The following is a 25813-nucleotide window of genomic DNA, read 5'->3' as shown; positions in this document are numbered from 1 at the left end:
GGGCAGAGTTCAGATAAATCATGCTCATCAATGACACATTAACCCAAGCCTTAGCCGCAATCAGCACCCAGCGCTTACGCGCGGGACTGATTATCCTGGCAATGAGCATCGGCATCGCTTCGGTTTCGGTGCTGACGGCTTTGGGCGAAAGCGCCCGGCGTTATGTGGTTAATGAGTTTGAAGCCTTGGGTACAAACCTGGTTATCGTGCTGCCGGGACGCACCGAAACCACCGGCGGGCAGCCGCCTCTGTTTGGCGAAACCCCCAGGGATTTGACGCTGGATGATGCCGAGGCCTTATTCCGCAGTCATCATATTGCCGCCATTGCACCGGTGACCGTCGGTTCCGCGCCGGTTTCATCATTGGGCCTGGAGCGTGAAACCAATGTGCTGGGTTCGACGCATGCATTAAGACGGGTACGCCGATTGACCGTGGCGCAAGGCAGTTTCCTGCCCAAAACAGAGGTCGATAAAGCTTTGTCGGTTTGCGTGATCGGCCAAACCATACGCAATGAATTGTTTGCCAATCAACCGGCCTTGGGACAATGGCTGCGGATCAACGACCGGCGCTTTCGGGTGATCGGCGTACTGGCGGCGGAAGGGCAATCGGTCGGCACCGATTTTGACGAGATCGTGATCATCCCGGTGGCTTCGGCACAGGCTTTATTCGATACTCATTCATTGTTCAGGGTGCTGGTTGAAGCCAAATCGAAACCGGACATGTACAAGGCGGTCGATGACATCAGGGGCATTATCAAGGCCCGTCATGAAGGCGAGGACGATGTGACGCTGATCACCCAGGACAGCGTGGTCAGCACCTTTGACAAGATACTGACCGCGCTGACCCTGACCGTAGCCGGTATCGCCGGAATCAGTCTGGCGGTGGCCGGTGTGTTGGTCATGAATGTGATGCTGGTCAGCGTGACGCAACGCACTTCCGAGATCGGTTTGCTGAAGGCATTGGGTGCGACCAGGCGTCAGTTGCTGTGGCTGTTTTTAGTTGAAGCGGCGATGTTGTCGCTGGCAGGCGCAGTGCTGGGCGTGGTGCTGGGGTACCTGACTCTTGGCGGCTTGCAGGTTTTTTACCCGAGTTTTCCGATGCATTTGCCGGCTTGGGCTTTGCTTGCGGCATTGGCCGTATCGTTGTTTACAGGTCTATTGTTCGGCGTATTGCCGGCCAGAAAAGCGGCCAATCTCGACCCGGTCGCCGCATTGGCGAAGCGGTAAGCTATGCGCTACGCCGACCTGATTTCATTGTCATACCGGACGGTTATCAGCCATAAATTGCGCTCGGCTCTGACTGCGTTGGGGCTGATTATCGGCATCGCCGCAGTGGTGATTTTAACCTCGATAGGCCGCGGCATTCATACCTTTGTGTTGGCCGAATTCACCCAGTTCGGCACCAACCTGATCGGGGTTCACCCGGGTAAAACCACCACCTTCGGTATATCGGGCGCATCGATCAGCACGGTAAGACCGCTGGTCATAGCCGATGCGGTCAGCTTGAGCAAGCTGGAAAACATCATCGCCACGTCTCCCATAGTGCAAGGCAATGCGCGTATTGAAGCCGGCGAAAAGCAGCGGCGCACCAATGTGTTGGGGGTTGGATCTGCGGTGCCGGAGATTTGGAAAATCAAGGTCGTTACCGGGCGTTTTTTGCCTGAAGAAGAAACCAATCCGCGCGCCTTTGCGGTGCTGGGCAGTAAATTGGCGGTAGAACTGTTTGGTACGGCCAGCCCGCTAGGCCAACGCATCAGGATCGGCAGCGACCGTTACCGGGTCATCGGTGTAATGGAAAAAAAAGGCCAGATGATCGGCTTCGATATGGACGATACTATTTACATTCCGGCCGCTAAGGCGCTGGAACTGTTCGATCGGGAAAGCCTGATGGAAATCCATCTGCTCTATAAAAGTAACGCCGCAGTTGCTTTAGTAGAAAAAACGGTCAAGCGAAACCTGATTGCGCGGCACGGCAGCGAAGACTTTACTATCGTCACCCAGAACCAGATGATTAAAAGCATGGATTCGATCCTGAATATCCTGACCTTGGCGGTAGCTGCGCTGGGCAGCATTTCCTTACTGGTCGGTTCGGTCGGCATATTTACCATCATGACCATCGCCGTTTCCGAACGGATTTCCGAAATCGGTTTGCTGCGGGCGGTAGGCGCGGAACGCAAAACCATTTTTCAATTGTTCTTGTGCGAGGCCTTGGCGCTAAGCGCTACCGGAGGGCTTTGCGGCGTGTTGTTGGGCATAATCGTCGTCAGGATTCTTGAGTCTGCGTTACCCGCTTTGCCGGTGGAGCTTGCCTGGGCTTATATCGTAGCTGCTTGTATGGTGTCATTGTTGATCGGCATTGCCGCCGGCGTGGCCCCGGCGATGAAAGCGGCCCGGTTGGAGCCGTTGGAGGCTCTGCGGACGGAGTGATTGCTTGTGCAGCGCTAAAATAAGTTTTGCTTTTAGCGGACAGCATAGGTTTTAAATAAATTCTTATTAGTTCTGGAACCTGTGTAAAATATTGACCCTATTATGTCTAATTTTTTCGAATGATAAGGCTTTGCCTAGTGGGGCGCGAGTAGGGGGAATGGAAGCTTACAGGGTGAGCAGCACAATTTTTTAAATCTTCAATTAAACAAATTTTTCTCATTTTAAACAGAATAACCGAGCACCTAAATGAAAACTAAGATAGTTACTGTCATTGCACTCGCTCTACTCGTCTTCCTTAACTTCAGCATATGGAGTTATGTGAACAACCCCTTGCAATTGCAGCCTTGGACCAAGACCACGATGGGCGTCACATTCGACCCCATGAGAAAACAGGATACTCAAACCAGCAATACTTTCCCCAGCGAAGCGGATATTGATCACGACTTGAGCTTGCTCGAGAATAAAGTGCATGCTGTCCGTACCTACAGCGTGCTTAAAGGACTGGACAAAGTTCCTGAACTCGCCGCCAAGCATAATCTGAATACGACTGTGGGCGCCTGGATCGACGGTAATCTTGAAAAAAACCGGCAAGAAATCGAGACCTTAATTAATGTCGCTCGTCAGAACAACCCCAACATCGTTCGTATTATGGTGGGCAACGAGGTTCTGCTCCGCGCCGAGATTCCGCCGGAACAACTGATCGAATATATCCGGGAAGTAAAGAAAAACACATGGCGACCGGTCAGTACATCCGAGACTTGGGCTGAGTGGATGAAACATCCCGAGCTGGTTGCTGAAGTCGATTTTATCGCCGTGCATATCCTGCCTTACTGGGAAGGCATTGCGGCCGAAGATGCAGTCGACTATGTTTTCGACCGTTATCACGCCGTGCAACAAGCATACCCCAACAAGCCTATTGTCATTACCGAGGTCGGCTGGCCTTCGGACGGTCAACCGTTTAAGCATGCGACCGCGTCGGTATCCAATCAGGCGAGATTTCTGCGTGAATTTCTCAATCGCGCCGATGCCGAAAAAGTCACTTACTATATCGTAGAGGCGTTTGACCAACCTTGGAAAATGTCTTTGGAAGGCTCGGCCGGAGCCTATTGGGGTATTTTTAACGCGGATCGGCAACCCAAATACCCGATGGACAGCGATATTATTGCGATGCCTAATTGGGAGCACTGGGCAACGGGTGCGGCTGTTTTCAGCATCATTTTAATGGTTTTGTTTTTGTTTACCCGCAGCAGTATGAAGCTGCCGGGACTGCTGTTTTTCGGTTTGATTGCCAATCTTGCGGCATCGACGATTTTCTGGTCGGTGTCGATAGGCGCACAGCAATATCAAACCAACATTACGATGGTTTTTTGGGGCATACTGATCTTGATGCAGGTCATGGCGGCAGTCATCCTGTTGATCGAGAGCTTGGAAATAGCCGAAGTCATCTGGCACCGGAAAACAGCCAGGACTTTTCAGCCGCTTACGCCGTCCCCGGACTTTAAATATCCCAAGGTATCTTTACATTTACCGATCCATAACGAGCCGCCCGATATGGTGCGGATGACGCTGGAAGCTTTGGACAGGGTGGATTATCCGAATCTGGAAGTGCTGGTGATGGATAACAACACAAAGGATCCTGCGGTTTGGGAACCGGTCAAAGCCGATTGCGAACGGCTGGGACCGAAATTCAGGTTCTTCCATCTGGAAAATTGGCCCGGCTTTAAAGCGGGCGCGATCAATCATGCGCTGGAGCAAACGGCTCCCGATGCCGAGATCATCGCCGTGATCGACAGCGATTACATTCTGTCGCCCGATTGGCTTAACTGCATGGTGCCTTATTTCGATAACGAAAACGTCGGTTTTATCCAGTCGCCGCAGGATTACCGCGACCGCGACCAAAGCATGTTTAAGTCTTTTTGTTATTGGGAATACGCCGGTTTTTTCAACATCGGCATGGTGCAAAGAAACGAATATAACGCGATTATCCAACATGGCACGATGACCATGATCAGGAAATCCGCGTTGCTGGAAGTGGGCAAATGGTCGGAATGGTGTATCTGCGAAGACAGCGAGCTGGGCTTGCGCCTATATGAAGCGGGCTATGATTCGGTTTACGTCAAGGATTCGTTTGGCCGGGGCGTTATGCCGGACACCATGTCCGGTTACATGACCCAACGCTATCGCTGGGTTTATGGCGCGATGCAAATCATCAAGGCGCATTGGCGCAGCTTTTTGCCCTCTAAAGATCCCGTGCTGACACCGGCCCAGAAGTATTATTTCATTGCCGGTTGGCTGCCGTGGTTTTCAGATGCGTTGGCGTTAGTATTTACCATCACCAGCTTGATCTTGACTGCGGTGATTCTTTACGATCCTATCCACAGCGAATTGCCTGCCAACGCCTTTTTATTGCCGACTGTCGGTATATTCAGCTTCAAGATTATCCGTGGCTTATGGCTATACCAAGCCCGTGTTCCGTGTTCCGTATGGCAATCGTTGGGCGCATCGCTGTCCGGGCTGTCGTTAACGCATACCGTCGCCAAGGGTACTTTGCAGGGTCTGTTTACTTCGGGCAAGCCGTTTATGCGCACTCCAAAGTTTGAACAGCACGGCGCCTTACTTGCCGGATTGTTCACCATACGGCAGGAATTGCTATTGCTGACATTGTTGAGCATAGCAATCGGGATGATGGCTTCGTTGGAGCATTTTGATAATTTTAGCGGCAGACTATGGATAGCTATTCTTTCGGTACAAGCCGTCCCCTATGTGGCTGCGTTGCTGACGGTATTGATCAGCATAGCGCCGGACTATAAGTCTTATAAACCCGAGTTGGTTGTCGAGGAGTCGGCTGCTGAATCCAAGTCCAAGAAAAAATAGCAAGGCATAGCCTCAGATCGCACGAAGACCACGAAGCAGAAGCTTTGTGGTCTTTGTATTTTCCATACATTATTTATTTTTTGTATCCCTTTGCAGTCTTCGTGACTAATCAATTCCGCTACATTAAACAATTTTCGTCGTTATGCTGAGGGTTGTTGACTCGTGTGCTGATCCGGGTGATCTGCATAGTACGGTAGGCGTCGGCGGCTAAAAAATCAGCAATCTCGATAGCGGTGTTTTTCTTATTCAGCCAGCGATTGTAATCATCGGGCATGATAATGACAGGCATACGGTCATGAATAGGCGTCATTTTGTTGCTGGCGGCTGTGGTGATAATAGAACAGGAATAAACCGTTTCCTGCTCATGTTCCCAGTGTTCCCAAATACCTGCAAAAGCAAACAATCCGTTATCTTGACGGTGGATATGGTACGGTTGTTTTCCGGCTTCAGTCGCATGCCATTCAAAGAAACCGGTAGCTGGAATCAGGCATCGTCGATGCCGGTAAGCTTTTTTAAACGACGGTTTTTCAGTCAATGTTTCGGCCCTGGCATTGATCAGGTGACTGGAAATAGCACGATCCTTTGCCCATGACGGAATCAATCCCCAATGCAGGTTAACGGCCCCGTTGCTACCGTCTTCCAGTTGCACGACAGCGAGAATCTTTTGTCCGGGCGGAATGTTGTAGTCGGGTTTGTGTACAGGTAAACTCAGCAACCTGAAATGATCCATAATCTGCTGCCCGGTTGCGATCAAATTATAACGTCCACACATACATGCACCCCGAACTGATAAAGCTGGAAAAAACCTTCAATCCGTCGATTCTAACAAAGATTGAAGATCCGCGGCTTTCGCAATACCCAATCGAGCTGTGGATGAAGCGGGACGATTTGCTGCAACCGGTCATTTCCGGCAATAAATGGCGCAAACTTAAATATATACTTGATCATGCGCTGTCATTAGGCAAAGATACCATCGTCAGCATGGGCGGCGCTTATTCCAATCACTTACATGCTTTGGCTTATGTCGGTAAGGTGTTAGAGCTAAAGACTATCGGGCTTGTCCGCGGCGAGCCGCCGGAAACATTGACGCCGACATTACTGGACATGAAAAACTGGGGCATGGAGCTGAGGTTTGTTTCCCGTTCCGACTATAGAATACTCCGGCAGCATAAAGGTTGGCATGACTTGCCCGGCTTAAAGCCTGGACAATACTGGTTGCCGGAAGGCGGCGCTTTAGATTTGGCGTTGAACGGTGTGGCGGAACTGGTTGCCGAAATAACAATACCATACGATACACTGTGTGTGTCCTGCGGAACCGGAACGACGTTGGCGGGTATTATTGATGCGGTTCCTGAGCGGGCGTCGGCGCTGGGATTTGCGGCGTTAAAAAACGCAGGCTTTTTGAACGCCGAGGTTGAAGCCAAACTGTCACAATCGCGTAATAACTGGCAGATAAACTTGGATTATCATTTTGGCGGTTTCGCCAAAACCAATGCGCAATTAAGCGCATTTATTGAAGACTTTGAATTGAAAACTGCAATTCCTCTTGAGCCGGTCTATACCGGGAAAATGATGTACGCTGTTTACGATTTAATCAAAAAACACTACTTCAAGCCTGATCAGCGTATTGTTGCGGTACATACCGGAGGTTTACAAGGGAAAAGAGGGTAGGGTGCATGCACGCCTATATTGAATTTGACGATGGTGTTGCGCGATGCGCACCCTACATGACTGATTTTGAATTTGAGTAAAACATGGACATAAACGAGACCGAAGACCTGATCGACCTTCAAAAGCCCGAACTTTATATCAATCGTGAACTAAGCCTGCTGGAGTTTAACAAACGGGTGTTGGCGCAGGCGAAAGACGAGAAGGTACCACTGCTTGAACGGCTTAATTATTTGTGCATCTCCTGTTCCAACCTTGACGAGTTTTTCGAGGTCCGCGTAGCCAGTGTTATCCAGATGGCGGCCATCGATCCCAAAGCTATTGGCTCGGATGGCTTGACCCCCAGCGAGCAGCTGGAGCTGATTAACATTCACGCTCATCAATTGGTTGGCGAGCAATATAAGGTTCTTAACGAGATTCTGATTCCAAAATTGGCTGAAGAGAATATTCGTTTCATTCGCCGTAAGGAATGGACCGAGGCGCAGCACAAATGGCTGGAAGCTTATTTTAACGATGAATTGTTGCCGATTCTAACGCCGGTTGGACTGGATTCCGCGCACCCTTTTCCGCGCATACTCAACAAGAGTTTAAATTTTATTATTTCCTTAACCGGAAAAGACGCATTCGGCAGAAACAGCGGCAGGGCTATTTTGCAAGCACCCAGGGCGTTACCTCGGATTATTCAATTGCCTGCCGAGGTAACCGGTAGCGGGCCGGCGGATTTTGTGTTTTTATCATCGATTATTCATGCTTTTATCGATCAGTTATTTAACGGCATGAATGTCAAAGGCTGCTATCAATTCAGGGTCACCCGGAATAGTGATTTTTTTGTCGATGACGATGCCATTGACGATTTACTACTTGCCGTGGAAGGCGAGCTGGCTATGCGTAATTACGGTGATGAAGTCCGCCTGGAGATCGACGCCAACTGCCCGGATGAAACCGTAACGTTTTTACTGGACCGTTTTGAAATGACCCGTGATCGTTTGTTTTTGGTTGAAGGGCCGGTCAATCTGAACAGGATTCAGGAGATTAATGACCTGGTCGGTCGGCCCGACCTTAAATTTCCTCCGTTTAAACCGAGTGTGCCGCAACAACTGGAACGCAGCAAAGACATTTTTGCTGCGATTAGACGTCACGATATTCTGCTACATCACCCGTTTGAGTCCTTTTCGCCAGTTGTTGAATTTGTACGTCAGGCGGCGGTTTCCCCCGATGTATTGGCCATTAAGCAAACTCTGTATCGAACCGGAGCCGATTCGCCTATCGTCGGCGCCTTAATCAAGGCGGCAAGAGCGGGCAAGGTGGTGACAGTGGTTATCGAATTGAGGGCTCGATTCGATGAAAAAGCCAATATCGATTTAGCCTCGAAGCTACAAGAAGCCGCGGTGCATGTGGTTTATGGCGTGGTGGGTTATAAAACCCATGCCAAAATGTGTTTGGTGTTAAGAAGGGAAGGCAAGGAGTTGCGCAATTATGTGCATTTAGGTACCGGAAACTACCACCCGAAGACGGCGCAGATTTACACCGATTACGGCCTGTTTTCCTGCGACAAGGAATTAGGCGAGGATGTGCGCCGCGTGTTTGCTCAGCTGACCAGCTTAGGTAAAGTAACAAAGTTGAATAAACTATTGCAATCGCCGTTCACCTTGCATCGCGGTTTGATGGAGAAAATCGAACGGGAAATACGCCATGCCAAAAACGGCAAACCGGCAAAAATCATTGTCCAGGTGAATGCCGTTGTTGAGGAGCAATCTATCCAGGCCCTTTACCGTGCGTCTCAGGCCGGGGTTGAGGTTAAGTTAATTGTCAGGGGAGTATGCTGCTTAAAGCCCGGTGTTTTGGGAGTATCTGAAAACATAGAAGTACGATCCATTATCGGGCGATTTTTGGAGCATGCGCGGGTTTATGCGTTTGAAAATGGCGGGGATAGGGAAGTCTACGCGTCCAGCGCCGATTTGATGAATCGCAATATGTTCCGCCGTGTTGAAATTTGTTTTCCTATCGAGAATAAGAAATTGCAAAACCGGATTCTGCAGGATCTGAATTTGTACTTAACCGATAACAGCCAAGCATGGCTTTTGCAGCCTGACGGAAGCTATCAGCAGATACAGAAAAACGACGCTGAAGAGCCGGTTCAGGCGCAAGCACTGCTTATGCAGGAGGTTCAATGACGGGCGTATATGAAATTGCCCAATTGGGCGCAAAAGTGCTCAGGCAAAAAGCCGAAGCGGTTGCCGATGTGCGTGATGCCGAGGTTAGGCGGATAATCGAGGCCATGCAGGCTACCTTGGCCTCAACCTCGGGTGTCGGCATTGCAGCGCCGCAGATCGGCGAGTCAAAGTGTATCATCATCATGGCTTCGCGGCCTACGCCGCGTTACCCATCTGCGCCGCTGATGGAGCCGACAGTGATGATTAATCCCGGTTTTCAGATTTTGTCTGAAACTCAGGAAAAGGACTGGGAAGGCTGTCTGAGTATTCCGGGGATACGCGCCTTAGTGCCGAGATATCATGAAATAATGATCCACTATACCGATCAACAGGGCGGCTTAGTGGAGGCTCAGCTAAGTGGGTTTGTAGCAAGAATCTTTCAACATGAGTTCGATCATTTGGAGGGTAAAACCTACCTGGATAGGGTTGAAAACAATATGGATATTTTTGCTGAAAGTGAATTTATTAAGCTGATTAATAGTAAGTTTTAATCAATCAAGCACGGATTTTTGAAAAACAAATACCTTACCACTATTACACTTCTGTTGTTAAAAACGCGGTTATGGTATAATTGGCGGTTTTAATTACCTGGATTATTATAAATGGCTAAAGAAGATCAAATTGAAATGGAAGGGAAGGTGATTGATACCCTTCCTAATACTATGTTCCGCGTCGAATTGGAAAACGGTCATATTGTGACGGCCCATATCTCAGGAAAAATGCGCAAGCATTACATCCGTATTCTTACCGGCGACAGCGTTAAAGTTGAAATGACTCCCTATGATTTAACCAAAGGCCGTATTACATTCCGTATGCGTTAATCCTGTTATCGACAGGATTAACGCAAGTTCCTTGGTTAGTCCTCGTACTAAAAATTGGCTTCAGGAACAATCGAGTCAGCGCTTTCTATATCGAAGTTCAGTTCGTTATCTTTCACGTAAATCCGCACATGTCCGCCGTGCGCCAATTCGCCAAACAGTAAGTCATTAGCTAACGGTTTTTTGATTTTCTCTTGAATGAGTCGCGCCATCGGTCTGGCTCCCATCTTCGGATCGCAACCGTTTTCGGCCAACCATAACCGGGCATCGGCATCCAATGCCAGCGTCACATGTTTGTCCGCCAGCAAGGCTTCCAGTTCAAAGATGAATTTATCAACCACATGGCCGACAATTGAAATATCTAGCGGCTTAAACTGGATGATCGCATCCAGACGGTTGCGGAACTCGGGCGAGAAGCCTTTTTCGATAACCTTCAAGCTGTCGGTCGCATGATCCTGCTGAGTAAAGCCGATAGAGGCGCGGCTGCCTTCTTCCGCTCCTGCATTGGTGGTCATCACCAGAATGATGTTACGGAAATCCGCCTTGCGTCCGTTGTTATCGGTCAATGAGCCGTGGTCCATCACCTGCAATAACAGGTTAAATACGTCAGGGTGGGCTTTTTCCAATTCGTCCAGCAGCAATACGGCATGAGGATGCTTGGTCACCTGCTCGGTTAGCAGGCCGCCTTGATCAAAACCCACATAGCCTGGGGGGGCCCCTATCAGTCTGGAAACAGTATGCCGCTCCATGTATTCGGACATGTCGAAGCGAATCAATTCCACGCCCAACACCTTAGCCAGCTGCCGCGTCACTTCGGTTTTACCTACACCTGTAGGGCCTGCAAAAAGGAATGAGCCGATAGTTTTTTGCGTATCCCTGAGGCCGGCGCGCGATAATTTTATCGCCGACGCCAATGCGGAAATAGCTTCGTCCTGGCCAAAGACCAGCATTTTCAGGTTCTTTTCCAGGTTGCCAAGCTTGTCTATATCGTTGGAAGATACCGATTTTGCGGGAACTCTGGCGATTTTGGATACGATGTCTTCTATTTCTGCAACGTCAATCAGCTGTTTGCGCTCGGCTTCAGCGGTCATGCGCTGCTTTGCGCCCGCCTCATCGATAACATCAATGGCTTTATCGGGCAAATGCCGGTCGGTAATGTAGCGATCCGATAATTCCGCCGCAACACGCAATGCATCGGAAGAATATTTAACATCATGATGCTCTTCAAAACGGGATTTAAGCCCTTTCAGAATCAGGATGGTGTCTTCAACGGAAGGCTCAAGCACATCGATTTTTTGGAATCTCCGCGCCAGGGCATGATCTTTTTCAAAAACGCCGCGATATTCCTGATAAGTGGTAGAACCTATGCAGCGCAACTGGCCTGAAGCCAATGCCGGCTTAATCAAATTGGATGCATCCATCACTCCGCCGGAAGCAGAACCGGCTCCGATAATGGTGTGAATTTCATCGATAAACAGGATCGAATCAGGTTCCTTGTTAAGCTGGGTTAACAGGGATTTAAGCCGTTTTTCGAAGTCCCCCCGGTATTTGGTGCCGGCAACCAGAGCACCCAGATCCAGTGAGTAAATCACGCTGTTCATCAAAACGTCCGGCACTTGCTCCTCGACAATCCGTTTCGCCAAGCCTTCTGCAATAGCGGTTTTGCCCACGCCGGCTTCACCGACCAATAAAGGATTGTTTTTGCGGCGGCGGCACAGCGTCTGAATGGTGCGCTCGACTTCCGCTTCTCTGCCGATTAAAGGGTCAATTCGGCCTTTTAAAGCTTCTTCATTGAGGTTGGTGGCGTATTTATCCAAAGGGCTGCCGGTCGCTTCGGCATCGGGATTGCCGGATTCCTGCGACCTGCTAGTTGACGGGTCGTTTTCAGGATCGATTTTTGAAATACCGTGAGCCAGGTAATTAACCACATCCAGTCTTGAAATATCCTGCTTATTTAGCAGATAAACCGCATGGGAATCCTGCTCACTGAACAAAGCTACAAATAAATTGGCGCCGGAAACCTCCTTCTTGTCGGATGCCTGGACATGAAACACAGCGCGTTGTAGAACCCGCTGAAATCCCAGGGTAGGTTGGGTTTCCCGCTGGATACCCGCCGGAATTAGGGAGGTGGTTTCATCGATAAATTGCGTTAACTGGCCGCGTAGCGCCTTAATGTCACAACCGCATGCTATTAAAATCGGCTGCGCGGAAGGGTTTTCGAGCAATGCCAGCAGCAAATGTTCAACCGTGATAAATTCATGGCGTTTGTCATGTGCATTTTTAAAGGCATTATTTAATGTGATTTCAAGTTCTTTACTTAACATAAGCTCTCCAACCTACACTTCTTCCATCGAGCACATCAACGGATGATGATGTTCCCGTGAATAGTCATTAACAATATATACTTTGGTTTCAGCAACATCTTTAGAATATGTTCCGCACACACCAACACCTTGTGTATGTACTTGCAGCATCACCTGAGTCGCCTTTTCTTCAGACATCGCAAAAAAATCCATCAAAATCTCAATGACAAAATCCATCGGTGTAAAGTCATCATTCAGCAGGATAACCTTGTATAAAGGCGGTTTTTTCAGCTTAGGCTTGGCTTCCTGAATGGCCAGGCCGCCATCTTTATCTTTAAACGGATCAAAATCGGACATAACGGTAATAACGAAATTATTTTAAGCACTTAACATAGTGCCAATCAGGGGGAATTTCAACTCTTTATGTTTGCAACAAAATTAACAAGCATTTTGAGTCTTTCTGGTTGTGTCTTTTTTACCAGCATAATCTATCCAAATCTAGTAAAATATCGGCTTTTGCAGTCGGAATTTTGCAATGGTTTGGAAACCACACGTTACAGTTGCCGCAGTTATTGAACAAGACCGACGTTTTTTACTCGTGGAAGAAGAAACCTCCAGCGGACTTCAATTCAATCAACCTGCAGGGCACCTGGAAAAAAGCGAGGATCTGATTGCCGCTGTCAAACGTGAAGTATTGGAAGAAACCGCATGGCGGTTTGAGCCTGAATACGTTGTTTCGATCCAGCTTTGGCGAAAAAATCCTGACTCGCCGAGCTTTGTCAGGGTGTGCTTTTCGGGTCGCTGCCATTCGCATAACCCGGCGCAACAACTGGATGACGGCATAGTCGCCGCGCGCTGGCTGACTCGCGATGAAATCGAAGCGGAGCGCCATCGTTTGCGTAGCCCTCTAGTGCTTATCAGTATAGACGAATATCTCAGCGGGCAACGCCACCCCTTATCACTACTTAAATCATTTATCGACCTTGACCATGAGTAAAAATGTAGTCGTCGGCATGTCCGGCGGTGTCGATTCTTCGGTAACCGCTTTGCTGCTTTTGGAACAAGGCCATCAAGTCACCGGTTTGTTTATGAAAAACTGGGAAGAAGATGACGGCACCGAGTACTGCACGGCAATGGAAGACCTCGCCGACGCCCAGCAGGTCTGCGATAAATTGGGCATAGAACTGAAAACCGTGAATTTTGCCGCCGAATACTGGGATGAGGTATTTGAAGTATTCCTGTCCGAATTTAAAGCGGGCCGCACGCCTAATCCCGATATTCTGTGCAACAAGCATGTTAAATTCAAAGCCTTCCTGAATTATGCGACTGAAGACTTGGGTGCCGAATATATCGCTACAGGTCATTATGCGCGCGTGGCGGAAAAAGACGGTGAGTTCTTTTTGTTAAAAGGCCTGGACCCGAATAAAGAGCAAAGCTATTTTCTTTACACGCTGGGACAAAAGCAGCTGTCGCGCACGCTGTTTCCGATTGGCCATCTGCATAAACCGGAAATCCGGGCTATGGCGGATAAAGCCGGTTTTGCCAACAGCCGCAAAAAAGACAGCACCGGCATTTGTTTTATCGGCGAGCGCAAGTTCACTGAATTTCTGCAACGTTACCTGCCCACGCAACCGGGCGAAATGCGTACTCCCGAAAGGCGGTATATCGGTAAACATCACGGTCTAATGTACTACACGCTCGGGCAGCGCCAGGGCTTAGGCATCGGCGGCGTTAAAAATGCGCCGGATGAACCGTGGTATGTGCTGGAAAAAGATTTGGAGCACAACGTGCTGATTGTCGGCCAGGGTCACGATCATCCGTTGATGTTGCATAACACACTGGAAGCCAGCCAATTGGATTGGTGCAGCAATCAGCCGTTAACTAAACCCATACGTTGCGCCGCTAAAACCCGTTATCGTCAGGCTGATCAGACCTGCTATTTAGAGCCGATAGGCGAAGACAGGTGCAAAGCTACCTTTGACCAGCCGCAAAGAGCAATCACTCCAGGGCAATCCGTCGTTTTTTACGATGGAGAAATATGCTTAGGCGGCGGTATTATTGAATCCAAATCTAACGAATAACAACATACTAAAATACCCGGACACACCCATGACTAATTTTGCCTTAACCGCTATTTCCCCTATCGACGGGCGCTATGCCGACAAAGTAACTGTATTGCGCCCAATTTTCAGCGAATACGGCCTGATTCGTTTTCGAGTGCTCGTTGAAGTGCGCTGGCTGCAAGCTTTGGCCAATCATCCGTTGATTACCGAAGTCAGCCCGTTTAGCGACGCTGCAACGCAGTTGTTAAACAACATCGTCAGCGATTTTTCAGAAGCCGACGCGCAGCGCGTCAAGGACATCGAAAAAACCACCAATCACGATGTCAAAGCCGTTGAGTATTTGTTGAAAGAAAAGATCGCAGGTTGCACAGAGCTGGAAAAAGTCAGCGAATTCATCCATTTTGCCTGTACCTCGGAAGACATCAACAATCTGTCTTACGCGCTGATGCTTAAAGAAGGCCGTGAGGTGATTCTGGCGCAAATGGGCGACTGCATCGCGGCGCTCAAAACCATTGCCGTGGAAACCGCAGACCAGCCGATGCTGTCGCGCACCCACGGGCAATCGGCCACGCCGACTACCACAGGCAAGGAATTCGCCAACGTTGCCGCACGCATGCAGCGCCAGTATGACCAATTAGCCGCCGTGCAATTATTAGGCAAAATAAACGGCGCAGTGGGCAACTACAATGCGCATTGCGTGGCCTATCCCGATGTCGATTGGGCGGAATTTTCCCAAAACTTCGTCGAATCCTTGGGACTGCAATTTAACCCCTACACCATACAGATTGAACCGCACGATTATATTGCCGAGTATTTCCACTCCTTGTCCCGGTTCAACACCATCTTGCTGGATTTCGACCGCGACATCTGGGGCTATATTTCCCTGGGTTACTTCAAACAAAAAACTATCGCCGGTGAAGTCGGCTCGTCCACGATGCCGCACAAAGTCAACCCGATCGATTTTGAGAATTCCGAGGGCAATTTGGGGATTGCCAATGCCTTATTCGGCTTTTTAGCCGAAAAACTGCCGGTGTCGCGCTGGCAGCGGGATTTGACCGACTCGACCGTGTTGAGAAATATCGGTGTCGGCATTGCCCATACCAGTATCGCCATCCAGGCCAGCTTGAAAGGCATATCCAAGTTACAAATCAACGTCGATGCGATTGAAGCCGATCTCAACGCCAACTGGGAAGTGTTGGCGGAACCGGTCCAAACCGTAATGCGTCGTTACGGTATCGAAAAACCCTATGAGAAATTAAAGGAACTGACCCGAGGTCAACGCATTACTCCCGAACAAATGCAGGCGTTTATTGAAAAACTGGAAATTCCCGCTGAAGCGAAGGCCATTTTGCTGGAGTTGACGCCGCGCAATTACACCGGATATGCGGAAAAACTGGCTAGGGGAATATAAGTTATCGCTGAGCCGTCATCCTGCGGTGGGTTATATTGGGTAATGAGGAGGGCCGGTTAATTGCCTGCCCTTGGCTAATCGCTACCAAGCAAATATTTTTTAGGATCATTTACATGCCACCTGTCAAAAAACCAACTCGTGTTTATGTGCTGAATGTAAAAAAATTCACTCAACGCCGCTTATTTATGGAAAAGCAGCTGTCCGAGCATGCTTTGCCAGCCGAATTTATTTTCGATTGGGATGCGGATGAGCTGAACGATGAAATCATCGATCGATATTTTACCGATGATAATAATCTCTCTCCGGCGCAAAAATCCTGTGCGATGAAGCATCTTTGCGCCTTGCAAAAAGTAGCGGTTGCGGACAGCGAGTTTAATTTGATTTTAGAAGACGATGCCGTGTTCGCCAAAGATTTTGCTATAGGGTTACAGCGCGCATTAGATCAAAGCGTACAATTTCCCGGAAATAAAGTCATTTATATCGGTTCGGGCGGTAATTTTTTTACGCCTAAAAGCCAGAGGAAAGCGGGGCAGTATCTCTATGTAGGTTCCCGGGTCAGATTCGCCGATTCCTATATTATCGACAGCGCTACCGCACAAAAAAGACTGGATTGGATAGCGGCGCACAAAATTTCCGAGCCTATCGACAATCAGTTTGAAAAAATAGATGCCGAATTAGGCATACAAACACTTTGGCTGGAAGATCCGGTTGTTGAACAAGGCAGTAAAAACGGTTTGTTTGATAGCGCGTTGGAGCCTGCACCGCCGCAATGGCTGCAAGCTATTTTCTTCGGATGGGAAAAGCTCAAGCGCAAGTATATTTATCAACTTTGGCGTTGATTGTTGATCGGCCATTATCAAAGGACCTGTTTCCGGGTATTCCAAGTGTTTTTAATGTATTCGCCTCGTAAACTCATGGGTATTGCAAAATAAATTACATGATGATATGAATATATATGTCGATTCGTAAGAGTTTTCGCCATTTTTCAAAGAGAAAAATAAAACGTGGTATCGACAACTAAATATAAACATTAATATGAGGAGAGAATTATGAAAAAATTAGCATCCGTATGTGCAGGTTTATTACTTCTTTTAAGTACTTCTGTTTTTGCTGAAGACCATGCTTCTGAAGCGCTGAAACACGCTAATGCGGCGGTAGAACATGGTAAAGCCGGACACACACCGCTTTTACTCGAACACGCAAAGGCGGCATTGGAAGATGCGCTGGCAGCCTCCATAGTCGCTAAGAGCGTGGCAAAAAACCATTTAGACGCCGGAGCTAAAGAGTTGCAGGAAGCTATTGATCAAGGCACTTTGGGCCACGTAGGCGTGGCTACCTCACATGCTGAAGCGGCTGTAGAGCACATTAAAGCCGGCAACAACAATAAAAAATAACATCAATACAGCTTCGAAGGAAAGGGGCGGGTAATTCCGCCTCTTTTCTTTAAATGCTTTGATTTCGTATCAAGAAACGGCTATTAACGCCGCTGCAAGGAAACTTTCCAGACTGATTAATATACTCATCGCGCATTGAATTCGGCGGTTGGTTAAGGATCAGCCAGTGCGCCCCCGGCAACTTTCACTCGGGCTGACATCGAACTTTCAAACGCAAAAGGGGTATGTTTATGCAAAAAATCTATCCTTCTCCCTGCGAAAAAGTCTCCATTAAAGGCCTCTATCTTGCCCATCAATTGCATAAACAGGGCTCAATCGAATCGCCTTTTGTTTACGCCAACTTTCTGTCGAGTCTGGACGGGCGCATTGCGTTGGAAGATGCGGCTCAAGACACCTATATCCCCAAGCATATAACAACAGCCTCTGACTTTGGCCTGTTCATGGAACTACATGCGCAGGCGGATTGCCTGATTACGCATGGCGGCTATATGCGGGCGCTGGGTGCGGGACGTTTGGGCAACATCTTGCAGGTCAGAAACAAAGATCATGTTGAATGGCGCCGGAACAACGGTTTAAAACCCCAGCCCGCAGTGATAATCGCCAGCGCCAGTCTGAATTTCCCGCTTCATCACAGTCTTCAGGAACATGCGCAGACGGTTTATATTGCTACGGGGAGAAACGCCGATCCAGAACGTATCCGTTACTGGCAAGACTTAGGAGTCCCCGTGCTTTTTACAGGTGAAGATCGAATGGTTCGGGGCGCGCCTTTGATTCGTCAGTTAAGCGCGCTGGGTTACAAGACTATTTATCTTATTGCCGGGCCCCAGATGCTTGACACTATGATCAGGGACAGGCAGTTATCAAGGCTATACTTGACCATTACCCACCAGTTAATCGGCGGTAAAGATTTTCGTACCTTGCTGACCGGTTCAACGCTGGGAACGGAGGGCAACCTGACGCTTGAAGCACTGTATTACGAACAAGACTCGCCGCCCGGATCCGGCCAGTTTTTCATTCAATTCGGCTTAAAGCATGCGGCTTAACCGGTTACGAACAGACAAATAATGAAGATTCTTACCGTTACCGACATCCAAAAACTGGTACAGATTATTGGCCTGGAAAATTTTTTAACTCATGTCATTTCCGCTTTGGAAGAAGATTTTGGCCGTTGGAACGAGTTTATTTTATCGCCGCGTCACGGAACCTATTACCCTGAAGGCGTCATTCCCCGAACCATTCGATCTTCACCTGTAAAAAGCACGGGAACTCCTAAGTCTTGCCAGTAACGGATACGTTGTGGTTCGCCATAGAACGCCTCAATAATATCTTTCATCAAGTATACGGTTTTATTTTTAAAATCTTTTTCTGGATTAAATTCGCTGATTTCCAAACCGCATGCTTGGATTACCGTAATGCTTTTATTGAAATAGCGGGCAATGGTGTACTATAAAAACCGGGTGTTATTCATAATAATTAAAAGAGAGGATGAGATGGATAAAATGAGTGAAGAAGATCGCAAGCGTATTCTCGAAAGCCCGCCAATCGGCACTTTTGCACTAATGTCATTGGTTATCGGCGGCATGGTCGTCGCATGGCTGTTTCTTTATTACGGCGTATTTCTGCCGCGAGGCTAGGGGTTCATTATGCAAATAGAACCATTAAAACAAAAATATGCACAGCTCTTGCGGGACTTTTACGCGCAGCTTCGTGCCATTCATATCGATCAACTGGAACGAAAATGGATCACCATCTCGCTGATTGTGATCGGTCTTTTCGTCGGCATCATCACCATCGATGCGCTGTTCCACGGCGTTAACCCGCCCAGCAAGGTTGAAACTATTGATTCCGCCAGCCTGCATTTAAACAAGGAATTTGCGGAGGACAATCTGGGCGTGCAAGTCGATGACAAGGGCAATGTCACAGTCAGAATGGTGGCCGGACGTTATTCCTTTTTCCCCAAACATATCACCGTTCCCGCCGAAACAACATTAACCTTCCGTTGGGTCAGTATGGATGTCTTGCACGGCGTTCATATCCCGATGACCAACATGAGCACGATGATTGTGCCGGGTTATGTCGCGGAAATAACCACCACTTTTCCGAAACCGGGCGAGTATCCGATGTTGTGTAATGAATATTGCGGCTTGGGCCATAACCACATGTGGAGCAATATTTCCGTAATCGCCAAAGAAAACTGGACGGCTCCGGCCAAATCGTCTGCTAAAGGAGGATCAAACAATGAATGATGCAGCTGAACGAAAATTGGCGTTAAGCCATCTCTGGGTGGCTTTTATCGCCTTCATCCTGGCTTGTTTCATGGGCGAATATCAGGTATTGGAACGTAGCGGTTTTATTTCCGCGCTGGACTCGCCCAGTGTGTATTTTGCCTCGGTCAGCACCCACGGGGTATTGATGGCGTTTGTGCTGACGACCTTTTTTATCATGGGTTTTGGCTATTACATCGCCGCCACCAGCCTGAAACAACCGGTATGGAACAAGCCGCTGGCATGGGGCGCATTCTGGCTCGCCTTGTTCGGCGTCGTGCTGGCCGCGATCCCTTTGCTTACCGGCAAGGCTTCGGTGCTTTATACGTTTTACCCGCCTATTGTCGCGCATGCGGCATTTTATATCGGCGCCACCTTGCTGGTTGTCGGCTCATGGGTCTGGTGCGTGATCATGCTGGTGATGTTTGTTCAATGGAAAAAAGCCAAGCCCGGGCAACCGGTGCCTTTAGCGATGTTTGCCACCGCAATGAATGCCTTGCTGTGGCTATGGACCAGCGCCGGTGTCGCCTTGGAGGTGTTGTTTCAATTGATTCCGCTGTCCTTGGGCTGGATCGATACGGTTGATCCGGGTCTGGCCAGAACGCTATTCGCCTGGACTTTGCATCCGATCGTTTATTTCTGGCTGATTCCCGCCTACACCGCTTTTTACGTGTTTGTACCCAAACAGGCGGGCGGCTTCCTGTTCAGCGATGAAATGGCCCGGCTTGCCTTTATCGTACTGGCCGTGTTCGCGCTGCCGATAGGCTTTCATCATCTTTATATGGATCCTGAACAGGCCAAGGGTTGGAAGTTACTGCACGGCATCGGCACTTTCGTGGTCGCCCTGCCTACTTTGGTGACGGGTTTTACCGTTATCGCCTCACTGGAAATTGCCGGACGCTTGCGCGGCGGCAAAGGGTTGTTCGGTTGGATAGGCAGTTTGCCTTGGACCAATACGATGGTGCTGGCGGTTATTTTGTCGTTACTGATGCTGATTTTTGGCGGCTTCGGCGGCATCGTCAACGCCAGTTATGCAATGAACGCGATGATACACAACACCGCCTGGGTGCCAGGACACTTCCATCTGATTTTTGCCGGCACCACCGTCATCATGTATTTCGCGATTGCCTATTATTTGTGGCCCATGCTGGTTAAAAAACCATTGTTTTCCGAATCGATGGCCCTGGTTCAGCTATGGACATGGTTTATCGGCATGAGCATATTGACGACGCCCTGGCATGTGCTGGGCTTGCTAGGCCAGCCCCGCCGCATTTCCAGCGTTGTTTACAATAACCTGCTGACGCTGTCCTGGAAGCCTTACGAATTGATGATGATACTGGGCGGCTTGATATTGCTGGGGTCGGCTTGTCTGTTTATCTACAATCTGGCAAAGACCCAGTTGAGTCCCGCTTCGGAAGCATTCGACCAACAAATTGAATTTGCCGAACCGATACATGCAGTAGAGTCGCTTCCCGAATGGTTGAACGACTTTAAACCCTGGAACAAAGTGATTGCCGTATTAATGGCCATCAGCTTCGGTTATCCAATCTTACAGTTCTTTTTTATGAACACTTCGGGTTCATCTGCATGGGGATTTTAAACATGAAACGAATGCTGCTATTACTGGCGTTTATTGCACCGCTTTCGGCTAATGCCGAGCCTGCTTCTCAAATTGCCTGGACGCCTGAAGCGCTGAACAGGGTTAAAAACGGCAACGTAAACAAGGGTAAGGACCTGGCCGAATCCTGCAAGAGCTGTCATGGCGATAAAGGTCAGGGCATGAAGGAGGAAACCCGGGATGACGAAACGCTTCCGGCGATTCCGGCGCTTGCGGGACAGGTCGCCACTTATACCTACAAACAGTTGCGCGATTATTTTAACGGCAGCCGGAGTCATGATTCGATGACCTCGATTGCCAAGGGACTGACCGAGCAGGATGCCGCCGATCTCGCGGTCTGGTTCAATTCCCTGCCGCCGCCACAAAACAAATCGGCTAACCGGAACCTTGCCAGAGCGGAAAAAATGGTTGAGCAGGGTGACGGCAAACGCATCCTGCCGCCCTGTTTTGTTTGTCATGGAAACGAAGGGCAGGGCGAAAAAATGGATATTCCGGCGCTGGCGGGGCAACAGGCCGATTATTTTGCGAAAACCTTGGCAGCTTATAAAAACGGCCGGCGGCATAACGATATTTACAGTCGCATGCGTCTGATCGCCCAGCAACTGAGTGATGAAGAAATCAGGGATCTGGCTCAGTATTATCAGCAGCTCAAATAAGTTTGTAGAGAAAAGGTTGTGGGTTGCCTCCAAACAGAGGCAACCCAACATAGGGCTTGTTACGGCTAGAGCTTGTCCACGCTTAAACTCAACCACAGAGGACACTCATGACAAAAAGTATCGACAATAGCCGTACCGAAACCGACTCTTTCGGCCCCATACAGGTCCCCGCCGACAAATACTGGGGCGCACAAACCCAGCGTTCCCTGATCAACTTCAACATCGGCAATGAACGCCTGCCCCGGCCTTTGATCCGGGCGTTGGGCATCGTCAAATATTGCGCCGCATTATCGAATATCGCGCTGAACAGCATTGACGAAAAAACCGGCTACGCGATAGCGGGGGCCGCCCGAGAAGTTATCGACGGCAACCTGGACGACAATTTTCCTCTGGTTGTCTGGCAGACCGGTTCCGGCACCCAGTCCAACATGAACGCCAATGAGGTGATTTCTAATCTGGCTATCGAGCGTCTCGGCGGCGTTTTGGGATCTAAAACGCCGGTTCATCCGAACGACCATTGCAACCGCAGCCAGTCTTCGAATGACGCTTTTCCGACGGCCATGCATATCGCGACAGTCGAGCAGTTGCACCATTCGCTGATTCCCTCGCTCCAACATTTGCACTGCGCGCTTTCGGAGAAATCCAAGGCATGGAGCGAAATAATCAAGATCGGGCGAACGCATTTGCAGGATGCAACCCCGCTGACCTTGGGGCAGGAGTTTTCCGGGTATGCCGCCCAGATGCAATTGGGCATAGACCGGATCAACGACAGTCTCAAACGGCTGTATCCCTTGGCGCAAGGCGGTACAGCAGTGGGTACGGGGCTGAATTCTAAGCCGGGTTTTGGCGACAAGTTTGCCGAAGAAGTCGCGAAATTCACCGGGTTGCCGTTCGTTTCCGCGGCCAATAAGTTCGAGGCGTTGGCCGCGCACGACGCAATGGTGGAAATCTCCGGGGTGCTAAATACCATCGCGGTCAGCCTCAATAAAATAGCCAATGATATCCGCCTGTTGAGCTCAGGTCCGCGCTCCGGCATCGGCGAACTGTCGCTGCCTGAAAACGAACCGGGCTCTTCAATCATGCCGGGCAAGGTGAACCCGACCCAATGCGAAGCGATGACGATGGTTTGCGCACAGGTCATCGGTAATCACACCACCGTCACCTTTGCCGGGGCGCAAGGGCATTTGGAACTCAATGTGTTCAAGCCGGTCATTATTTATAATGTGCTCCAGTCGATCCGTCTTATCGGCGATGCGGCGATCAGTTTCACCGATCACTGCATTGCCGGTATTGAACCGAATGTCGACCGTATTACCGAGTTGATGGAAAGTTCGCTGATGCTGGTTACCGCCTTGGTGCCGCGCATCGGTTACGACAATGCCGCAGAAATTGCGAAACGGGCCTTTAAAAATCGCAGTACCTTACGGGTAGAGGCGGTTTCCGGCGGTTTTGTGACCGAGGAAGAGTTCGATAAGCTGATCCGTCCCGAGGAAATGATTTTTCCCAAATAGAGCAGGAATATATTCCCGCTTTAACACTCAAAATTCTGCCGGAAACGCCGCCTCGCGTTGCGCACTTGGATGGCCTTATTCCGGCCTATGCCGAGCACATTTTAGATGGCCATTTAAAAATCATTCATAAAGACATTCGCTCAAGTCGGGCGCTTTAGCTTGTTTGGACAACTTGCTGTCGTGGATCATCTGAAAGGCTTTATCGAAATCCGCGTTGATAAAATTGCTTGTTAAATGAACGCACAGGCAATACACGTCCGAATAAGCATCGGCGCCGCCGGAGGTGCAGTTGTTGATTTTGTCGGACAGGGTGCGCATGATGGATATGACGAAGCCGTCATTCCGCCATGTTACCGGACGGTCTGTAACGTCGCTGCCCCGTATTGCGATAGCGTCCAATGCGTAATAAGCCAGATTAACCAGACCGGCCAGCATTTCAACCATCTCTCCCGTTTTAATCGCTTTTAATACCGCACTGCCTTCCACCATCAGCAGTGCTTGACGTTCAACAATATCCATGTCGGACAAGCGCGTATTTGCCCCATATTCTGCTTGCGGGAGTGAAAATGTGTCGTGAAATTCCCTGACTAATTTTAAATGTTTATTCATGGTTTTTATCCTCCGCCTGTTGTGGCGATTCAGTAGTAAAAACCTCGCCGATTTAAACCGAGTTGATGTGAACCAGGCCAAGCTTAAGCTATCTATTCGAGCGCTATTTTCCCTTCGATGCTATGGCTGATGCCAATAGCCGGAGCATCCAGGGTCATCTTGATGTCCAGGGTTTCGGAACCGTTCAGTTTTCCGGTTTCAACCGCTTTGAGTACGGCGTGTTCAATCTCACGTTGCGAGGTGATGCCGACGTTTTTGAGGAATTTTCTGATTTCGATATTTAATGTGTCTTCATTCATTTTGACCTCCTAAAGGCAAAGCAGATTCCATAAGCGGATGCAATGCCGTTCGTTTTTTGATGGAATGTAATCATTAAAGCTGCTGCGCCTCGATGTTACGCGCATAGCGCTGAAAAAGAAATTATCGCCAGTAAAAACCGGTCATTGAAAGTTATCCAACAGGGTTTCCAGAGCATTGCCGTTCTCGGTATCAATCGTTATTACGCAGGATTGCTCTTGCTCCGACAGCGGCTGTGCCGATTGCTGCTGCCGATGCAGTACGTCTACAGTGGCTTCCGATGCATCGTTTTGCCGTTGTTTGATGCGCCGGCACAATTCCCGATCGGACGCTTGAAAAGTAATGATCTGAAACGGCGCTCCGCAGTCAGCTGCAAGCTGCCGAAACAATTCGCGTTGTCCGGCTTTAAGAAAGGTAGCGTCGACAATTGTCGGGAAACCGGCTTCAAGCGCGGTTCGGGCAAGTTCTTTAAGATGTTGATAGGTTTTTAGACTCGCATCTTGGGTATAAAGCCCGTCGTCTATACCGCTGCCGGTTTGCGCATAAGCTTGGTAGCCGAACAGCCGTTTGCGCTCTATGTCGGAGCGGATCTGGAAGGCGCCGATTTTTTCGGCGAGCTGAGCGGCTAGGGTGGATTTTCCTGAGCCAGAATAGCCGTGGGTAATGATCAGAGCAGGTCGGCGGCTTGTGGTAAAACGCTCGGCTAGGCCGGCAAACGCCGCGTATTCGCAACGCGCCTGTTTGGTAACGGCATCGTCGCCCTGCTGCTGCGCCATGCGTAATAAAGAAACCTTGGCCCGCACCAGCGCACGGTAAACCAGGTAATAGCGCAGCAGCGCCAATCCTTGATAATCGCCGGTGCGTTGCAAATAGCGGTTAAGGAAACGGTAAGCGTAGCGGTCATATCCGAAGTGCAGCAGGTCGATGAACAAAAAAGCCACTTCGCTGATTACATCGACCCAGCGCAGCATCGGGTTAAACTCGATGCAATCGAACAAGGTGACCTTACCGTTTATCAGCGTCATATTGCCCAGATGCAGATCACCGTGGCATTCACGGACATAGCCTTGTTGCTTGCGCAGCTGCATCAACCCGGTCAACTTGTGCCATTCGGTATCGCCCCATTGCCGGATGCGCTGTAGCTGCTGTTTTTCAGCATTGTCGACCAGTAACGGTTTGATATGGTCGAAATTCTCGGCAAACCAATGGTTGATGTTGGCGCTATCGCCATAGGGAGACTTGCTGTCGGTTTGCGCAATCGTTTGATGAAAATCGGCAACAATATCGACAAGTTGATCGATGTGATCGGTACCTAGTTGACCGGTTCTGGCGTATTCGCCTAACAATTGTCCGGCAGGAAACTGAACCATCTTGACGGCGTATTCGATGGCTACGCCGGCACCGCCCAGTTGGGGTTGATCCTCAGTGCCGGTTATCGGTACAACTTCAAGATACAGCTCGGCGGCTAAGCGCTCGTTCAGCCTTAGTTCTTCATTACAGCAAAAGCGGCGTTTTTCCAGCGTGGAAAAATCCAGGAAACCGAAGTTAACCGGTTTTTTGATCTTGTAGACGTATTGGCCGGTCAGCAGCAGCCAGGAGATATGCGTTTCAATGAGGCTACAGGCATTAGCTTTAGATAATGCCTTGATCAGGGTGAGGCTTGAATCCGGTGCTGTTTCATTGCTCAT

At 49.4% G+C, this 25813-nt stretch carries 25 protein-coding genes; 18 read left to right on the top strand and 7 right to left on the bottom strand.

The window, feature by feature from the left end; genetic code table 11:
* Window positions 1-20 precede the first annotated feature (20 nt).
* From V3O24_RS16805 to V3O24_RS16795, 3 genes are all read left to right on the top strand, one after another.
* Complete coding sequence (locus tag V3O24_RS16805; RefSeq protein WP_331308112.1) at window positions 21-1226, top strand: ABC transporter permease; 1206 nt, start codon at window positions 21-23, stop codon at window positions 1224-1226.
* A 3-nt stretch (window positions 1227-1229) separates the two neighbouring features.
* Window positions 1230-2426, top strand: a complete 1197-nt coding sequence (locus V3O24_RS16800) for an ABC transporter permease (RefSeq protein WP_331308111.1) — start codon at window positions 1230-1232, stop codon at window positions 2424-2426.
* A gap of 246 nt (window positions 2427-2672) precedes the next feature.
* Entirely contained in the window at window positions 2673-5300 is a 2628-nt protein-coding gene (locus V3O24_RS16795; RefSeq protein WP_331308110.1) for a glycosyltransferase, read from the top strand.
* 118 nt (window positions 5301-5418) lie between these two features.
* On the opposite strand, the gene V3O24_RS16790 is transcribed toward V3O24_RS16795, so the two are convergent.
* Entirely contained in the window at window positions 5419-6072 is a 654-nt protein-coding gene (locus V3O24_RS16790; protein ID WP_331308109.1) for an SOS response-associated peptidase, read from the bottom strand.
* Between the two features lie 2 nt (window positions 6073-6074).
* Between V3O24_RS16790 and V3O24_RS16785 the strand changes: the two genes are divergently transcribed.
* The 4 genes from V3O24_RS16785 to infA all read left to right on the top strand — a co-directional run bounded on the left by V3O24_RS16785 (window position 6075) and on the right by infA (window position 10002).
* Window positions 6075-6971, top strand: coding sequence for a pyridoxal-phosphate dependent enzyme (locus tag V3O24_RS16785; RefSeq protein ID WP_331308108.1), 897 nt, complete (start codon window positions 6075-6077; stop codon window positions 6969-6971).
* 83 nt (window positions 6972-7054) lie between these two features.
* Window positions 7055-9142 carry a polyphosphate kinase 1 gene (gene ppk1, locus V3O24_RS16780; protein ID WP_104424869.1) on the top strand — a complete coding sequence of 696 codons (2088 nt, stop codon included), beginning with the start codon at window positions 7055-7057 and terminating at the stop codon, window positions 9140-9142.
* A complete protein-coding gene (gene def / locus V3O24_RS16775; protein ID WP_331308107.1) occupies window positions 9139-9672 on the top strand; it encodes a peptide deformylase in 534 nt (177 codons plus the stop codon). Before ppk1 ends, def begins: the two co-directional genes overlap by 4 nt.
* 111 nt (window positions 9673-9783) lie before the next feature.
* Window positions 9784-10002, top strand: a complete 219-nt coding sequence (gene infA, locus V3O24_RS16770) for a translation initiation factor IF-1 (RefSeq protein ID WP_006889822.1) — start codon at window positions 9784-9786, stop codon at window positions 10000-10002.
* Window positions 10003-10049: 47 nt separating this feature from the next.
* Here the strand turns inward: infA and clpA are convergent, their stop codons facing one another.
* Window positions 10050-12323 (bottom strand): ATP-dependent Clp protease ATP-binding subunit ClpA, encoded by a 2274-nt coding sequence (gene clpA, locus V3O24_RS16765; RefSeq protein WP_331308106.1) that lies wholly within the window; start codon window positions 12321-12323, stop codon window positions 10050-10052.
* 12 nt (window positions 12324-12335) lie between these two features.
* A complete protein-coding gene (clpS, locus tag V3O24_RS16760) occupies window positions 12336-12659 on the bottom strand; it encodes an ATP-dependent Clp protease adapter ClpS (RefSeq protein ID WP_104424866.1) in 324 nt (107 codons plus the stop codon).
* Between the two features lie 178 nt (window positions 12660-12837).
* On the opposite strand from clpS, the gene V3O24_RS16755 reads away from it, so the two are divergent.
* The 6 genes from V3O24_RS16755 to V3O24_RS16730 all read left to right on the top strand — a co-directional run bounded on the left by V3O24_RS16755 (window position 12838) and on the right by V3O24_RS16730 (window position 18213).
* Window positions 12838-13299, top strand: a complete 462-nt coding sequence (locus tag V3O24_RS16755) for an NUDIX hydrolase (protein WP_104424865.1) — start codon at window positions 12838-12840, stop codon at window positions 13297-13299.
* Window positions 13292-14383, top strand: coding sequence for a tRNA 2-thiouridine(34) synthase MnmA (gene mnmA, locus V3O24_RS16750; protein ID WP_331308105.1), 1092 nt, complete (start codon window positions 13292-13294; stop codon window positions 14381-14383). The genes V3O24_RS16755 and mnmA overlap by 8 nt, the downstream gene beginning before the upstream one ends.
* Before the next feature lie 28 nt (window positions 14384-14411).
* Window positions 14412-15776, top strand: a complete 1365-nt coding sequence (gene purB / locus V3O24_RS16745; protein ID WP_331308104.1) for an adenylosuccinate lyase — start codon at window positions 14412-14414, stop codon at window positions 15774-15776.
* A gap of 113 nt (window positions 15777-15889) precedes the next feature.
* Entirely contained in the window at window positions 15890-16615 is a 726-nt protein-coding gene (locus tag V3O24_RS16740; protein WP_331308103.1) for a glycosyltransferase family 25 protein, read from the top strand.
* A gap of 210 nt (window positions 16616-16825) precedes the next feature.
* Window positions 16826-17170, top strand: a complete 345-nt coding sequence (gene smbP, locus V3O24_RS16735) for a small metal-binding protein SmbP (protein ID WP_104424859.1) — start codon at window positions 16826-16828, stop codon at window positions 17168-17170.
* A gap of 230 nt (window positions 17171-17400) precedes the next feature.
* Window positions 17401-18213, top strand: a complete 813-nt coding sequence (locus V3O24_RS16730) for a dihydrofolate reductase family protein (protein ID WP_331308102.1) — start codon at window positions 17401-17403, stop codon at window positions 18211-18213.
* 164 nt (window positions 18214-18377) lie between these two features.
* On the opposite strand, the gene V3O24_RS16725 is transcribed toward V3O24_RS16730, so the two are convergent.
* Complete coding sequence (locus V3O24_RS16725) at window positions 18378-18560, bottom strand: hypothetical protein (RefSeq protein WP_331308101.1); 183 nt, start codon at window positions 18558-18560, stop codon at window positions 18378-18380.
* A 109-nt stretch (window positions 18561-18669) separates the two neighbouring features.
* On the opposite strand from V3O24_RS16725, the gene V3O24_RS16720 reads away from it, so the two are divergent.
* The 5 genes from V3O24_RS16720 (at window position 18670) to fumC (ending at window position 23219) form a co-directional block, all read left to right on the top strand.
* Window positions 18670-18804, top strand: a complete 135-nt coding sequence (locus tag V3O24_RS16720; RefSeq protein WP_258076701.1) for a hypothetical protein — start codon at window positions 18670-18672, stop codon at window positions 18802-18804.
* A gap of 9 nt (window positions 18805-18813) precedes the next feature.
* Entirely contained in the window at window positions 18814-19416 is a 603-nt protein-coding gene (locus V3O24_RS16715; protein ID WP_331308100.1) for a cytochrome C oxidase subunit II, read from the top strand.
* Entirely contained in the window at window positions 19409-21034 is a 1626-nt protein-coding gene (locus V3O24_RS16710; protein ID WP_331308099.1) for a b(o/a)3-type cytochrome-c oxidase subunit 1, read from the top strand. The genes V3O24_RS16715 and V3O24_RS16710 overlap by 8 nt, the downstream gene beginning before the upstream one ends.
* Window positions 21035-21036: 2 nt before the next feature.
* Window positions 21037-21708 (top strand): c-type cytochrome, encoded by a 672-nt coding sequence (locus V3O24_RS16705; RefSeq protein WP_331308098.1) that lies wholly within the window; start codon window positions 21037-21039, stop codon window positions 21706-21708.
* 107 nt (window positions 21709-21815) lie between these two features.
* On the top strand, window positions 21816-23219 hold the full coding sequence (gene fumC / locus V3O24_RS16700) for a class II fumarate hydratase (RefSeq protein WP_331308097.1): 1404 nt from the start codon (window positions 21816-21818) through the stop codon (window positions 23217-23219).
* 120 nt (window positions 23220-23339) lie between these two features.
* On the opposite strand, the gene V3O24_RS16695 is transcribed toward fumC, so the two are convergent.
* The 3 genes from V3O24_RS16695 to V3O24_RS16685 form a co-directional block, all read right to left on the bottom strand.
* Window positions 23340-23828: a nucleoside triphosphate pyrophosphohydrolase family protein gene (locus V3O24_RS16695; RefSeq protein ID WP_104424853.1), complete on the bottom strand. Its 489-nt coding sequence runs from the start codon at window positions 23826-23828 to the stop codon at window positions 23340-23342.
* Between the two features lie 92 nt (window positions 23829-23920).
* The gene (locus V3O24_RS16690) at window positions 23921-24127 is read right to left on the bottom strand and encodes a DUF6494 family protein (RefSeq protein WP_104424852.1); all 207 of its coding nucleotides are present in this window, start codon (window positions 24125-24127) and stop codon (window positions 23921-23923) included.
* A gap of 141 nt (window positions 24128-24268) precedes the next feature.
* Entirely contained in the window at window positions 24269-25813 is a 1545-nt protein-coding gene (locus V3O24_RS16685; RefSeq protein WP_331308096.1) for an AAA family ATPase, read from the bottom strand.

It is taken from the genome of Methylobacter sp. Wu8 (assembly GCF_036440755.1).
GTDB classification, from domain to species: Bacteria; Pseudomonadota; Gammaproteobacteria; order Methylococcales; family Methylomonadaceae; genus Methylobacter_A; species Methylobacter_A tundripaludum_A.
This window is presented reverse-complemented; position numbering and strand designations above follow the sequence as displayed.